Consider the following 13,062-nt stretch of genomic DNA (forward strand, 5'->3'; position numbering starts at 1 on the left):
AGTCGTATAATTGTAGAGATCAGCCGTTCCTTATCTGACCTCGAATCAAGCTTAACGCAATGATCACTCGCCTCCTGGACTCTACTCCGCCATTGCCTCCGCCGCCAGCGCTTCTGCTTCAACCAGCAGCGCGTCGTCGCCCTGGCTGGTGGAAATCCGCTCGCGCCCAATCAGCACCAGCACGGGCACCGCGAGCGGCGACACGCGCGGCAAGTCGATATGGACCATCGTCTCGGCCGCGCGGTCCAAGAGGTTCGCCAACCTCCCCACGTCGGTCATGCGGGCGCGGGCGTCGTCCCAGGCGGCCTGGAGGAGGAGGTGGCTCGGCTCGTATTTGCGGAGCACGTCGTAGATCAGGTCGGTCGAGAAGGTGACCTGACGCCCCGTCTTGCGCTTGCCGGGGATCTGGCGCTCGACGAGGCCGCCGATGACGGCGACCTCGCGGAAGGCGCGCTTCAGGAGCGAGGAGCCCTGCACCCATTCGACGAACTCGTCCTCGAGGATGTCGGGGGAGAACAGACTCGCGGGGTCGGTGATCGGCTCCAGCCCGAAACAGGCGAGCGCGTAATCGTTCGACACGAAGCCGGTGGGCTTGAGCCCCTGCGCCTCCATCCGCCTGGTGACGAGCATGCCAAGCGACTGGTGCGCGTTCCAGCCCTCGAAGCTGTAGGCGACCATGTAGTGGCGGCCCTCGCGCGGGAAGGTCTCGACGAGGAGCTGGCCGGGGCGCGGGAGGACCGATCGGCGCGACTGGATCTCCAGCCATTCGCGCACGTCGTCGGGGAAGTTCGGCCACTTGCTCGGGTCGGCCAGGAAGCCGCGCACCCGGTCGGCCAGGCTCGTCGACAAGGCCATGCGGCTGCCCCCGTAGCTCGGCACGCGCGCGGGGCGGCTGGTGGCGCGGACGACGAGCTCCTCGGTGTCCATCCGCTCGACTTCGAGGCTTAAGCCCGCGAAGAAGAAGGTGTCGCCGGGGCTGAGGGTGGCGGCGAACGCCTCCTCGACGCGGCCGAGCTGGCGGCCGTTCTTGAAGCGGACGCCGAGCATCGTCGCTTCGACGATGATGCCCGCGTTCAGGCGGTGCTGGACGATGAATTTCGGGTGGGCGACGCGCCATGTTCCGTCGGGGTCGCGCGTCAGGCGCTTGAAGCGGTCGTAGGCTTTCAGCGAATAGCCGCCGTCCTGGATGAAGCCGAGCACCTGCGCGAACAGATCGTCGGTCAGCGCCGAATAGGGGAGCGCGGAGCGGAGTTCGGCGAGCAGCCCTTGCTCCTCGAACGGCGCGGCGCAGGCGCAGGCCATGACGTGCTGGGCCAGCACGTCGAGCGCGCCGGGGCGGAACAGGTCGGGGTCGAGCTCGCCCGCCTCGACCGCGTCGAGCGCGGCGCGGGCTTCGAGATATTCGAAGCGGTTGCCGGGCACGATCACCGCCTCCGACGCCTCGTCGAGCCGGTGGTTGGCGCGGCCGATCCGCTGGAGCAGCCGGGACGAGCCCTTGGGCGCGCCCATCTGGATCACGCAATCGACGTTCCCCCAATCGACGCCCAAATCCAGGCTTGCCGTGGCGACGAGTGCGCGGAGCCGTCCGTCGGCCATCGCCGCCTCGACTTTGCGCCTGGCCTCCAGCGACAGGCTGCCGTGATGGACGCCGATGGGGAGGCCTTGGTCGTTGGCCTTCCACAGATCCTGGAAAATGAGCTCGGCGAGGCTGCGGGTGTTGCAGAAGACGATCGAGGTGCGGTGGCGCTCGATCTCGCGCATCACCTGGACCGCAGCGTAGCGGCCCGAATGGCCCGACCAGGGGATGCGGTCCTGGGGCAGGAGGATCGAGATGTCGGGGTCCGCGCCGGGCTCGCCGCGCACCAGGCTGACCGCATCGATATCACCGTCGGGGGCGAGCCAGGCGCGGTAGCCGTCGGGGTCGGCGACGGTCGCCGACAGCGCGACGCGGCGCATGGTCGGCGCGATCCGCTGAAGCCGGGCCATGCAGAGCGAGAGGAGGTCGCCGCGCTTGCCGGTGGCGAAGGCGTGGACCTCGTCGACGACGATCGTACGGAGGCCGGCGAACATGGTGAACGAGTCGGGATAGCTCAGCAGCAGCGAGAGCGATTCGGGGGTGGTGAGAAGGATCTGGGGCGGGCGGACGCGCTGGCGCTGGCGGCGGTCGGACGGGGTGTCGCCGGTGCGGGTCTCGACGCGGATGTCGAGCGCCATCTCGGCGACGGGGGCCAGCAGGTTGCGCTGGATGTCGACCGCCAGCGCCTTGAGCGGCGAGACGTAGAGGGTGTGGAGGCCCTCCGCCGGATGCTCGATCAAATCGACGAGGGTGGGGAGGAAGCCCGACAGCGTCTTGCCCGCGCCCGTCGTGGCGACGAGGAGCGCGTGGCGGCCGGCGCGCGCCTCGTCGAGCATCGCGAGCTGGTGGCGGCGGGGTTGCCAGGCGCGGGCTTGGAACCAGCCCTCCAGCGGGTCGGGTAAGCCGGTCAGCGCTTGGTGCGATCCACCGGGTCGCCGTCATACAGGTCCTTGGTCGCCTGCTCGGTGCGTTCGAGGGTTCGGCGTGACGTCTTGTTGTTGCGCATCGCCCAGGCGATCACGAGCCCGAGCAGGATGATACCCCCGCCGATCATCACGCCCCACAAACCACCCGCGAAACCCATACGACACTCCTGGCTGACCAATGCCCGATAACGACGCGGCGGGGACAAATGATCCCGGCCCCGCGCGTACCTCCCGAGCGTATTGCCTCCCATGGCGAAACTCGGCGACTGGCTCCAGCCCCATCCTCACGGCATCCATGTGCTTCCCGCCGATGCGTGGATCGACCCGTCGACGCCGCAGGCCCGCGCGCTGGTGACGCACGGCCATGCCGATCACGCGCGCGGCGGGCACGGCGCGGTGTGGGCGACCCCGGAGACGCTCGCCATCATGGAGGCGCGCTACGGCCCGCAGCAGGAGCGTCCGGTCGCCTACGGCGAGACGATCCGGATGGGGGAGGTCGAGATCGGCTATGTCCCCGCCGGCCATGTGCTCGGCTCCGCGCAGATCGTGATGGACTACCGGGGCGAGCGGATCGTCGTGTCCGGCGATTACAAGCGTCGCCCCGACCCGACCTGCGCTCCGTTCCAGCCGGTCGCCTGCGACGTGTTCGTGACGGAGGCGACGTTCGGGCTGCCCGTGTTCCGCCACCCCGATACGGGCGACGAGATGGACAAGCTCCTAGCCCGGCTCCACGCAAATCCCGACCGGTGCGTGCTGGTCGGGGCCTACGCACTCGGCAAGGCGCAGCGCGTAATCGCCGAGCTGCGCGCGCGCGGGCACGCCAAGCCGATCTTCCTGCACGGCGCGCTCGTGCGGCTGTGTGAGCTTTACCGCGCGCACGGGGTCGAGTTGGGCGAGCTGCGCCCCGCGACCGACACCGCGAAGGCGGAGATGGCGGGGCATGTGGTGATGTGCCCACCTTCCGCGCTCAACGACCGGTGGACCCGGCGACTGCCCGACCCGATCACCGCGATGGCGTCCGGGTGGATGCGGGTGCGCCAGCGCGCCCGGCAAAAGAATGTCGAACTGCCGATCATCCTGTCCGACCATGCCGACTGGGACGAGCTGACCGAGACGCTCCTCGAGATCTCCCCGAAGGAGGTGTGGGTCACGCATGGCCGCGAGGACGCGCTGGTCCATTGGTGCATGACCCGCCAGATCCGCGCCCGCGCGCTGCATCTGGTGGGCATGGAGGACGAGGACGAGTAAGCTTCAGGCCGCCGCGCTCGCCTCGTCGGCGAACAGCCACGTCATCGCCTCGCGCTCGTCGGTGAAGACCCTGGCATCGCGCTTACCGACGGCACGCTGGAGTTGCATGCGGGCGAGGCTGGAGGCTGTGATCAAGGCCAAGCGGCGCGAGCGATAGGCCGGATCGGCAAGCATCGCGCCGAACCGGGCGACCATGTCCTGCGACTGGATGCTGATCCGGCTGGTGTCGGACAGCGTCCGATGCTGGTTGGGGCCGCAATGTAGCGTCGCATAGACGCGCTGACGTTCGGCGACCAAACGCGCCAGATCGGCCGGGGTGAAGAAGCCGGACAGTCGCATCACGATCAAGTCGCGGGCCGGGTCGGCGGTGATCGAAAAGCTTGCGTCCATGCAGCCGGACGTAACGTGGGATACCTGAAAAATCGGCTAATGGCAGGTTGCGACGCTTGTCATGCCCCGATCAATGCCCGCTGGCGGCGGCGCTGGACCGAGCTGCCGATGCCGATCGCCTCGCGGTACTTGGCGACCGTCCGCCTCGCGAGGTCGAAGCCTTCCGCCCGGAGCAGCTCGACGAGCGTGTCGTCGGATAGCACGGCCGCTCCTTCGGCCGCGACCAGCCGGCGGATCGCGCTTTTGACCGCCTGCGCCGATGCGCCCTCGCCACCAGCTACCGAAGCGATGCCGCTGGTGAAGAAGTATTTCAGCTCGAACATGCCGCGCGCGCAGGACAGGTACTTGTTCGAGGTGACGCGGCTGACCGTCGATTCGTGCATCCCGATCGCGTCGGCGACGCGGGCTAGGGTAAGCGGTTTCAGATGCGCCACGCCGCGCAGGAAGAAGCCTTCCTGCGCGCGGACGATCTCGGTCGCGACCTTGAGGATGGTGCGCTGGCGCTGGTCGAGCGCCTTGGTCAGCCAGTTCGCCCCTTGCAGGCAGTCGGTGAGCCAGGCCTTCGACGCCTTGTCTTGGCGGTTGCGGCTGAGTTCGGAATAATAGGCGCGGTTGACGAGGACGCGCGGCAGGGTGGCGGTGTTCAGCTCGATCGCCCAGCCCCCCTCCTTGCCCGTCCCGGTGCGCGCGACGAACAGGTCGGGGGTGACGCTCAGCGACGGCTCGCCGCCATGGCGGCAGCCGGGTTTGGGATCGTAGCCGCGCAATTCGCGGATCATGTCGGCCATGTCCTCGTCATCGACACGGCAGATGCGCTTCAGCCGCCCGAGATCGCCGCGCGCGAGCAGCTCGAGATGATCGATCAGCCTGGCCATGGCGGGGTCGTACCGGTCCGCTTCCCTCGCCTGAAGGACGATACATTCGGCCAAGTCGCGCGCGCCTACGCCCGTCGGGTCGAGCGTGTGGATCACGTCGAGCGCACGCTCGACGCGCGCGAGCGGTACGGACAACCGGTCGGCGATGTCGCGCAAAGGTACGGTCAGATAGCCGCACTCGTCGATCTGATCGATCAGATGCTGCGCGATCAGCAGGTCGACGCCCGCCAGCAGCGGGCCGATCTGAGCGAGGAGATGGTCGGCGAGGCTGGAGGCGGCGGAGGCGAAAGCGTCGAGGTCGAGGCCGTCCTCGCTACCGGCCGAGCCGCCGGAGCCGTTCAGGCCGAGCGCGCCGTCCAGGCCGAAACCGCCGTCCGCGACGGAGTCCTGCTGGTGCGACTCGGTGGCGTAGTCCAGATCGAGGGGCGGCTCGGTCGGCTCCACCGCCGGGCCGTCCCCGGCCGGCCCGAACGGGTCCGACGTCCGCGGCGCTTCCGAGACGTCGGATGCGTCCCCTCCCGACGCACCAGCCTCCAGCAGCGGATTCTTCTCGACCTCCTCGGCGATGAACGCCTCGATCTCCAGGTTGGACAGCGCCAGCAGCTTGATCGCCTGCTGGAGCTGCGGCGTCATCACCAGCGACTGCGACTGCCGCAGATCGAGGCGTGGGGCCAAACTCATGACGAGAGAGGGCTCATGACGTTAAAGCGAGAAGCCTTCGCCAAGATACAGCCGGCGTACGTTGGCATCCGCCACGAGGTCGGTGGGCGACCCTGAGAACAGGACGCGGCCGTCGTAGATGATGTAGGCGCGGTCGACGATGTCGAGCGTCTCGCGGACATTGTGGTCGGTGATGAGTACGCCGATCCCGCGCCCCTTCAGCTGGCAGACCAGATCGCGGATGTCGGCGATCGAGATCGGGTCGATGCCCGCGAACGGCTCGTCGAGCAGGATGATCGACGGATCGGCGGCGAGCGCGCGGGCGATCTCCGCACGGCGGCGCTCGCCGCCCGACAGCGCCATCGCGGCGGCTCCGCGGAGCTTGGTCAGGCCGAATTCGTCGAGCAGCTTGTCGAGCTTGGCGGCGCGCGCGTCCCGGTCGGGCTCGGCGAGCTCGAGGACGGAGAGGATGTTCTTTTCGACGGAAAGCCCGCGGAAGATCGAGGTCTCCTGCGGCAGGTAGCCGAGCCCGAGGATCGCGCGGCGATACATCGGCAGGCCGGTGATGTCCTCGCCGTTCAGCATGATGCGCCCGGAATCGGGCTTCACCAACCCCATGACCGAATAGAAGCAGGTGGTCTTGCCTGCGCCGTTGGGGCCGAGCAGCCCGACGACCTCGCCGCGCGCGATCGACACCGACACGTCGCTCAGGACCACGCGCTTGTCGTAGGATTTGGCGATCGAGACGACCTCCAATCCGTTCGCGCCGCTCGAGCCCGAAGCGTCCGCGCGGTCGAGGGTGGCGGTGGAGGTCAGGGCGTCCATGATGGGCTCGCTTCTCGGCTCGGCTGGTTGACGATACGTTACCATGCCGGCGATTGGCACGGAACCTGCCTGATCGCCTAGCTACGGTAAAGCGACGCGACGGAGTAGGTATTCAGCGCTTCGGGACGGAGAAGGTGCCCGTGACGCGGCCCGGCGTCCGCACGATCCCGTCCGGCGGCGTCGTCGCTGCCCCACCCGATCCGACCGACGACCCGTCGATCACCGCGCGGCCCGTATCGAGGTTGATCGTCAGCCGCCCGCCATTGACGGTGTTCGCCCCCTGATTCAGCGTCACGGCGCCCAGCATGGTGATGATCCGGCGGTTGAGGTCGTACACGGCATAGGATGACCGCGCGGTCTGATCGGGGCGGCGCACCGTCACGCCCCCGCTCGCATCCAGGCGCGACACTTGGGGGCTGCCGTCGAGCACCTGGCCCGTATAGGCGACCGTCATCCGGCCCGCATTCAGCGTCATGTCCGCTTGTTTCACGACGACGTCGCCCGACAGCACGCCGCGATTGGCGCGGTCCTGCAGCTCGATGACGCGCGCGGAGAAGTCGATCGGCGCGTTGGAGTTGTGGCGGACCTGCGCCACGGCCGATCCCGCCAGGAGCAGGAGGGCGAGGGGAAGGAGCGCGCGCATCGAGCTTACTTCGCCCCTTGCCGATCGATCCGCAAGCGGGCGTTACCCTCCAATCGGACGACGCGCGACTCGAGATCGGCGCGCATCGTGTCTGCGGAAAAATTCCCCTGCGGCGTGCGCCCGGTGACCGCGCCGGTGCCGGTCAGCCGACGCGCGGCCAAATCGGCGACCGCATCGCTGGTGTCGAGCCGGTAGCCGTCGGCGGCGCGAAACGCGACCGGTCCCTGGATGCGTACCTGGTCGGCCGCCATGTCGTAGCGGCCCTGGTTCGCGCGCAGCGTCGCCGGGCCCTCCGGCAGCTCGAGCCGGGCGGCCAGCGCGTTCAGCTCGACCACCGGCTCCGCCGAGCTCCGCTGCACCGCGCTACCCGCATCGAGCGTGAAGGCGCGGCCCCGCGCGTCCTGGCCGCGGTAGCGCGCGGATCGGATCCGCAGCCGCTCGCGCGCGACCTCCACCTTGTTCTTGTCGAGCACGAACGACACGTCGCCCGACGCGGTCAGCGGCGCCATGACCAGGAACGCGGCGAGCACGCCTATGCTCACGGGCAGTATGATGCGCAGGCCCTTGATCACGCGGTCGCGCGAGCCGCCCGGCGCGGCACGGCGCTGTCGCCGGGACCGGTCGGCGACCGCGGAGTCAGATGTGCGCAAAGACGTCGACTTCAGGCCAGCCCGCCAGATCGAGATCGGCGCGGTGGGGGAGGAAGTCGAAGCACCCGCGGGCCAGCTCCGCGCGGCCCTCGCGGTGCAGGCGACGGTCGAGCTCGTCCCGCAACCGGTGGAGATACCGCACGTCGGATGCGGCATACTCCCTTTGCGCGTCGCTCAATTGCGGGTTGCCCCAGTCGGAGGATTGCTGCTGCTTGGACAGCTCGACGCCGAGCAGCTCGCGCACGATCTCCTTGAGGCCGTGCCGGTCGGTATAGGTGCGCACCAGCCGCGACGCGATCTTGGTGCAATAGACGGGGGCGGCCACGACCCCGAGATAATGGCGGATCGCAGCCAGATCGAAGCGCGCGAAATGATAGAGCTTGACGCGCGCCGGGTCGCCCAGGACCGCGCGGAGCTCGGGCGCGGCGTAATCGCTGCCGGGCGCGAACCTCACCAGATGCTCGTCGGGCCCGCCGTCGGACAGCTGGACCACGCACAACCGGTCGCGCGGCGTGTGGAGGCCCATCGTTTCGGTGTCGACGGCGATCGCGGCGCCCGGGGCGAACAGGCCGGCGGGGAGGTCTTCTTCGTGGAGGTATACGGTCATTGCGCCGGCCCTAGCGACCGGCGCACCGTCACTCAATGGCCGCCGTGACGCGCTTCCGTGTTCCCCGGGCCACGGCGGTGCGAAGACCGCGATGAAGCCGCCGCCGCGGACCGAATATTTCGTTCGCCCGGGCTTGACGAAACCGCTATGGAACCTTCGAGTACCGCATAAAGTTTTGCGTGCGCCGCCCTCATGCGTTCGTCCGGCGCGAGGTTGGTCAGGGTCACGGGCGAACCGGGAAGACGAACAGGGTTATGAGTTTCGACAAGGGTGGCCGCGGAAACCGTGGCGGGCGCGGACGCGACAAGCGGGACGGCTTCGGCGGCGGCGATAGCGAGTTCGGCGGCGGCGGCAGCAGCTTCGGCGGCGGTGGCGATCGCTTCGGCGGTGGCGGCAGCAGCTTTGGTGGCGGCAGCAGCTATGGCGGCGGCGGCGGCGGCGGCAGCAGCTTCGGCGGGGGTGGCGGAGGTTTCCGCGGCGGCGGCGGAGGCGGCTTCTCCGGTGGCGGCGGCGGTGGATTCGGCGGCGGCGGTGGTGGCGGTGGAGCCGGTCGCGGTATGCCGCCCCAGGTCGTCGGCGAGGGCACGGGCGTGGTCAAGTTCTTCAACGCGCAAAAGGGCTTTGGTTTCGTGGTCCGCGATGACGGCGGCGAGGACGTGTTCGTCCATATCTCCGCGGTCGAGCAGGCGGGGTTGACCGGTCTGGCCGAGGGCCAGCCGATGGGCTTCACCCTCGTCGATCGCGGCGGGCGCATCTCGGCCACCGAACTCAAGATCGACGGCGAGCCGATGGCCGTCACCGACCGCGGTCCGCCGCGCGACCGCGATGCGGGCCCCCCGCGCGCCGGTGGCGGCGGCTTCGGCGGCGGCGATCGGGGCGGTCCCGGCGGCGACCGGGGTAGCGCGCCCCAGCGCCAGCTGACCGGCGAAAAGGCGACGGGCACCGTCAAGTTCTTCAACGCCATGAAGGGTTTCGGTTTCATCAGCCGCGATGACGGCCAGCCCGACGCGTTCGTGCATATCTCGGCCGTCGAGCGCGCCGGCATGACCGCGCTCAACGAGGGCGACCGTCTCCAGTTCGAGATCGAGGTCGACCGTCGCGGCAAGTACGCGGCGGTGAACCTCTCGTCCGGCCAGTAGGCCGAACCTCTCGAAACGACCAAGAAGCCCGGTTCCGTCAGCTCGGAACCGGGCTTTCTCGTATCTCGAGCCGACCGGAAATTATCGCGTGGTCGGCACTCGACCGTGTATGGGCGAACCGCCATGCAGCGTAAGCCGACCGCTTCCATTCGCGCCTTGTTATGGGTGCCCGCGTTCCTCGCGCTCGGATCGTCGGCGGCCACGCGGCCCGCTCCCCAGGCGACGCAGGCCCCTGCCGTATCCGTCCTGACCGCGACGATCGTCGCCCGGCACCCGCACGATCCGACCGCCTTCACGCAAGGGCTGATCTGGCGAGGCGACGCGCTCTATGAAAGCACCGGACGGGAAGGCCGGTCGGAGGTGCGGCGCGTCCGCGTTACCGACGGGCGAGTGCTCGCGCGCGGGGCGATCCCGCCGGGGCAGTTCGGCGAAGGGTTGGCGGCGTATGGGGACGAGCTGATCAGCCTCACCTGGCACGACGGCGTCGCGCATCGCTGGGATGCGCGCACGCTGGGACGCAGAGGCTCGTTCCGCTATCCCGGCGAGGGCTGGGGCTTGGCGGGCGACGGACGCTCGCTGGTGCTATCGGACGGCACGCCGACGCTCCGCTTCCTCGACCCGACGACCTTCGCGGAGCGCCGCCGCGTCACCGTGACGCTGCGCGGGCGGCCCTTGCGCGACCTGAACGAGCTCGAATGGTTCGGCGGCACGGTCTACGCCAACATCTGGCACACGCCCTACATCGCCCGCATCGACCCCGCGACCGGCATCGTGACCGCGCTCATCGACCTGTCCGCGGTCGTCCGCGAGGTGAACGTCGCCGACCCCGAAGCGGTGGCCAACGGCATCGCCTGGGACGCGGCCAAACGGCGGCTGTTCGTCACGGGCAAGCTCTGGCCGACCCTGTTCGAGATCCGGCTGGAGCCGCGTCGCGGGTAAGGCGGGAAGCGGACGGAGGCTGACCGGTCGTGCGGCGAGTTTGGTGGAGTCACGCTCGATGGCCCCCTCGGTTCCAAGGTCGAGGAGTGTGAAGACACAATAAATCCATATTGGATGCATTGCGTCTCAGCCCACCAGGATCAGCACAGCGCCCGCCAAAACGCCCGCCACCGTCACCATTCGCGCCGGACCGATACGCTCGCCGAATACGAATGCGGCAATCAACATCGCAGTCACGATGCCCGTTTCCCGTAATGCCGCGAGCGGCGCGGTAGGGCCGAGCGAAAAGGCGTAGAGCGCCGCGCCGTAGGTGCCGATCGAGAGCGCGCCCGCGATCGCGCCCGGCCGCCACGCGTTCCGCATGCCGTCGAACACGCGACCGCACGTCGCGACCGCGAAGGTGGCGATGACGACCGGCCCCATGCCGGCGAACAGCCAGACGATGTAGCTGGCGGGCGTCGGTGCCGCACGCACCCCGGCGGCGTCGACGACCGTATAGGCAGCGACCGCGATCCCGGTCAGCGCGCACCAACCCAGCGTCCGGGCGGATAGATGGCGGCCCGCGACGAGCGCGCAAATCGATCCGCCGATCAGCGCCACGCCGATCAGGTCGGCCGCGCTCACCCGCTCGCCGATCAGCCCCACCGACAGCGCGGCGGTCACGACGGGCGCGACCCCGCGCACCGCCGGATAGGCGGCGGAGAAGTTGCCCGACTCGTAGGCGCGGACGAGCGCGAAGAGATAGGCGGCGTGAACCACCGTGCTCAGCGCGAGCAACGTCCATGCGCCATTGGGCAGCGGCACGAAGGCGACGAGCGGGAGCATGACGACCGCGCTCGACCCGTCGGTCGCGGCGCGCGCGGCCATCTTGTCCCGCCCGCCTTTGACGAGCGCGTTGACCACCGCGTGGAGCGACCCCGACAGGATCATGAGCAGCGCGGCGAGCGCGGACATCGCGTCGCCCGCTAGGTGACGAGCCGCCGCAGCGTCTCGACCCGGTCCGCCTCCGCCGCCGGCTTATCCGTCCTGATCCGGGCGATCCGCGGAAAGCGCATCGCCACCCCCGATTTGTGCCGCGTCGAGCCGTGGATCGAGTCGAACGCGATCTCCAGCACCATCGTTTTATCCACCTCGCGCACCGGGCCGAAGCGGTTCAGCGTGTTGGTGCGCACGAACTTGTCGAGCTGGCGCAGCTCCTCGTCGGTGATGCCGCTATAGGCCTTGCCGACGGGCTGGAGCTCGCCGTCGTCGGTCCAGCAGCCGAAGGTATAGTCGCTGTAATAGCTCGACCGCCGCCCCGACCCGCGCTGCGCGTACATGATCACGCAGTCGGCGGTGAGCGGGTCGCGCTTCCATTTGTACCACAGCCCCGCGCGCCTGCCGCCGGTGTAGGGCGAGTCGCGGCGTTTCAGCATCACCCCCTCGATCGCCGCATCGCGCGTCCCCGCGCGGATCGCCTCCAGTTCGGTGAAGTCGGTCGCCTCGATCACCTGGCTCAGATCGAACCGGTCGGGATCGAGCCCGGGCATGAACGCCTCCAACCGCGCGCGGCGATCGGTCCAGGACAGCACTCGCAAGTCCTCCGTCCCGTCGACGAGCAGGTCGTACACGCGCACGAAGGCGGGATAGTCGGCCAGCATCTTGGCCGACACGACCTTGCGCCCGAGCCGCTGCTGGAGCGCGTTGAAGCTCGCCGCACCCCCGCCATCCTCCAGCGTCCCGCCCTGATGCTCGCCCTTCACCATCAGCTCGCCATCGACGACGCCCGGCGTCGAAAAGGCGGCGGCGACGTCGGGAAACGATCCGGTCACGTCGTCGCCGGTACGGCTATAAAGTCGGGTCTGACCCGCGACATGGACGATCTGGACGCGGATGCCGTCCCACTTCCACTCGGCCGCATACTCCTCGAGCGACACGCGCGCGTCCTCCAGCCCGTGGGCTAGCATGAAGGGGCGGAAGGTGGGCACATCGACGGGGCTCGGCCGCTCGCCGCGTCCCTCGACCCAATCGAACAGCGAGGCATAGGGCGGGTCGAGCCCGTGCCACAGCTCCTCGACCAGATCGACATCGACCCCGTACGCATCCGCCAGCGCGGTCTTGGCAAGCCGCGCGGACAGCCCCGCGCGCAGCTCGCCCGTCGCCATCTTTAATAGCGCGAACCGCTCCTCCGGATCGAGCTGGTCGAGCATGCGCGCCAGCTCGGCGGGCGCGTCGGAGCGCGACAGGTGGCGCAATCGGTCGACCGCGCCCGACACCGTGAGCGGCTCGGCGGCGACCGGGACCACCGGCGCCGGCCACAGCAGCGACACCGTCTCCGCCGTGTCGCCCACGAAGTCGCGGCTCATGCGGAACAGCACGGGGTCGATCCGCGTCTCGATCAAGGCGCGGATCAGCGCGGGTTTGACCGCAGGCAGGTCCAGATCGCCCGTCAGCGCCGCCATCGCCCAACCCCGGTCGGGATCGGGCGTCGTACGCAGATAGTCGGCGACGAGCTTGAGCTTGGCGTTGCGCGAGCGGGTGTAGATAAGCGAATCGAGCAGGGCTGCGAAGGCGTGCATGGCGGGCGAACGCATAGGCAAGCGCC

13 protein-coding genes are annotated in these 13,062 nt (G+C 69.2%); 3 read left to right on the top strand and 10 right to left on the bottom strand.

The genetic code is table 11. From position 1 onward, the window contains the following. Positions 1-81: 81 nt before the first annotated feature. Both ACFE7F_RS07395 and ACFE7F_RS07400 read right to left on the bottom strand, forming a co-directional pair. A complete protein-coding gene (locus ACFE7F_RS07395; RefSeq protein WP_375403244.1) occupies positions 82-2,466 on the bottom strand; it encodes a ligase-associated DNA damage response DEXH box helicase in 2,385 nt (794 codons plus the stop codon). 17 nt (positions 2,467-2,483) lie between these two features. Further along, a complete protein-coding gene (locus ACFE7F_RS07400; protein WP_375403205.1) occupies positions 2,484-2,660 on the bottom strand; it encodes a hypothetical protein in 177 nt (58 codons plus the stop codon). Positions 2,661-2,751: 91 nt separating this feature from the next. Between ACFE7F_RS07400 and ACFE7F_RS07405 the strand changes: the two genes are divergently transcribed. Further along, complete coding sequence (locus ACFE7F_RS07405; RefSeq protein WP_375403206.1) at positions 2,752-3,750, top strand: ligase-associated DNA damage response exonuclease; 999 nt, start codon at positions 2,752-2,754, stop codon at positions 3,748-3,750. Between the two features lie 3 nt (positions 3,751-3,753). Here ACFE7F_RS07405 and ACFE7F_RS07410 read toward each other — a convergent pair whose 3' ends face one another. The 6 genes from ACFE7F_RS07410 to ACFE7F_RS07435 all read right to left on the bottom strand — a co-directional run bounded on the left by ACFE7F_RS07410 (position 3,754) and on the right by ACFE7F_RS07435 (position 8,400). Then, the gene (locus tag ACFE7F_RS07410) at positions 3,754-4,140 is read right to left on the bottom strand and encodes a hypothetical protein (protein ID WP_375403207.1); all 387 of its coding nucleotides are present in this window, start codon (positions 4,138-4,140) and stop codon (positions 3,754-3,756) included. Between the two features lie 59 nt (positions 4,141-4,199). Continuing rightward, complete coding sequence (gene rpoN / locus ACFE7F_RS07415; RefSeq protein WP_375403208.1) at positions 4,200-5,696, bottom strand: RNA polymerase factor sigma-54; 1,497 nt, start codon at positions 5,694-5,696, stop codon at positions 4,200-4,202. A 21-nt stretch (positions 5,697-5,717) separates the two neighbouring features. Beyond that, the gene (lptB, locus tag ACFE7F_RS07420) at positions 5,718-6,500 is read right to left on the bottom strand and encodes an LPS export ABC transporter ATP-binding protein (RefSeq protein WP_375403209.1); all 783 of its coding nucleotides are present in this window, start codon (positions 6,498-6,500) and stop codon (positions 5,718-5,720) included. A gap of 112 nt (positions 6,501-6,612) precedes the next feature. Continuing rightward, positions 6,613-7,143: an LptA/OstA family protein gene (locus ACFE7F_RS07425; RefSeq protein WP_375403210.1), complete on the bottom strand. Its 531-nt coding sequence runs from the start codon at positions 7,141-7,143 to the stop codon at positions 6,613-6,615. 5 nt (positions 7,144-7,148) lie between these two features. Beyond that, positions 7,149-7,793, bottom strand: a complete 645-nt coding sequence (gene lptC / locus ACFE7F_RS07430) for an LPS export ABC transporter periplasmic protein LptC (protein WP_375403211.1) — start codon at positions 7,791-7,793, stop codon at positions 7,149-7,151. Next, a complete protein-coding gene (locus ACFE7F_RS07435) occupies positions 7,780-8,400 on the bottom strand; it encodes a ribonuclease D (RefSeq protein ID WP_375403212.1) in 621 nt (206 codons plus the stop codon). The genes lptC and ACFE7F_RS07435 overlap by 14 nt, the downstream gene beginning before the upstream one ends. 254 nt (positions 8,401-8,654) lie before the next feature. Between ACFE7F_RS07435 and ACFE7F_RS07440 the strand changes: the two genes are divergently transcribed. Together ACFE7F_RS07440 and ACFE7F_RS07445 are read left to right on the top strand one after the other, a co-directional pair. Then, positions 8,655-9,539, top strand: a complete 885-nt coding sequence (locus tag ACFE7F_RS07440) for a cold-shock protein (RefSeq protein WP_375403213.1) — start codon at positions 8,655-8,657, stop codon at positions 9,537-9,539. Positions 9,540-9,662: 123 nt separating this feature from the next. After that, positions 9,663-10,478, top strand: a complete 816-nt coding sequence (locus tag ACFE7F_RS07445; RefSeq protein WP_375403214.1) for a glutaminyl-peptide cyclotransferase — start codon at positions 9,663-9,665, stop codon at positions 10,476-10,478. A 126-nt stretch (positions 10,479-10,604) separates the two neighbouring features. On the opposite strand, the gene ACFE7F_RS07450 is transcribed toward ACFE7F_RS07445, so the two are convergent. Both ACFE7F_RS07450 and ACFE7F_RS07455 read right to left on the bottom strand, forming a co-directional pair. Next, positions 10,605-11,432 carry a hypothetical protein gene (locus ACFE7F_RS07450; RefSeq protein WP_375403215.1) on the bottom strand — a complete coding sequence of 276 codons (828 nt, stop codon included), beginning with the start codon at positions 11,430-11,432 and terminating at the stop codon, positions 10,605-10,607. Between the two features lie 11 nt (positions 11,433-11,443). After that, positions 11,444-13,036, bottom strand: coding sequence for a cisplatin damage response ATP-dependent DNA ligase (locus tag ACFE7F_RS07455; protein WP_375403245.1), 1,593 nt, complete (start codon positions 13,034-13,036; stop codon positions 11,444-11,446). Positions 13,037-13,062: the final 26 nt, after the last annotated feature.

It is taken from the genome of uncultured Sphingomonas sp., from assembly GCF_964235535.1.
Lineage (GTDB): Bacteria > Pseudomonadota > Alphaproteobacteria > Sphingomonadales > Sphingomonadaceae > Sphingomonas.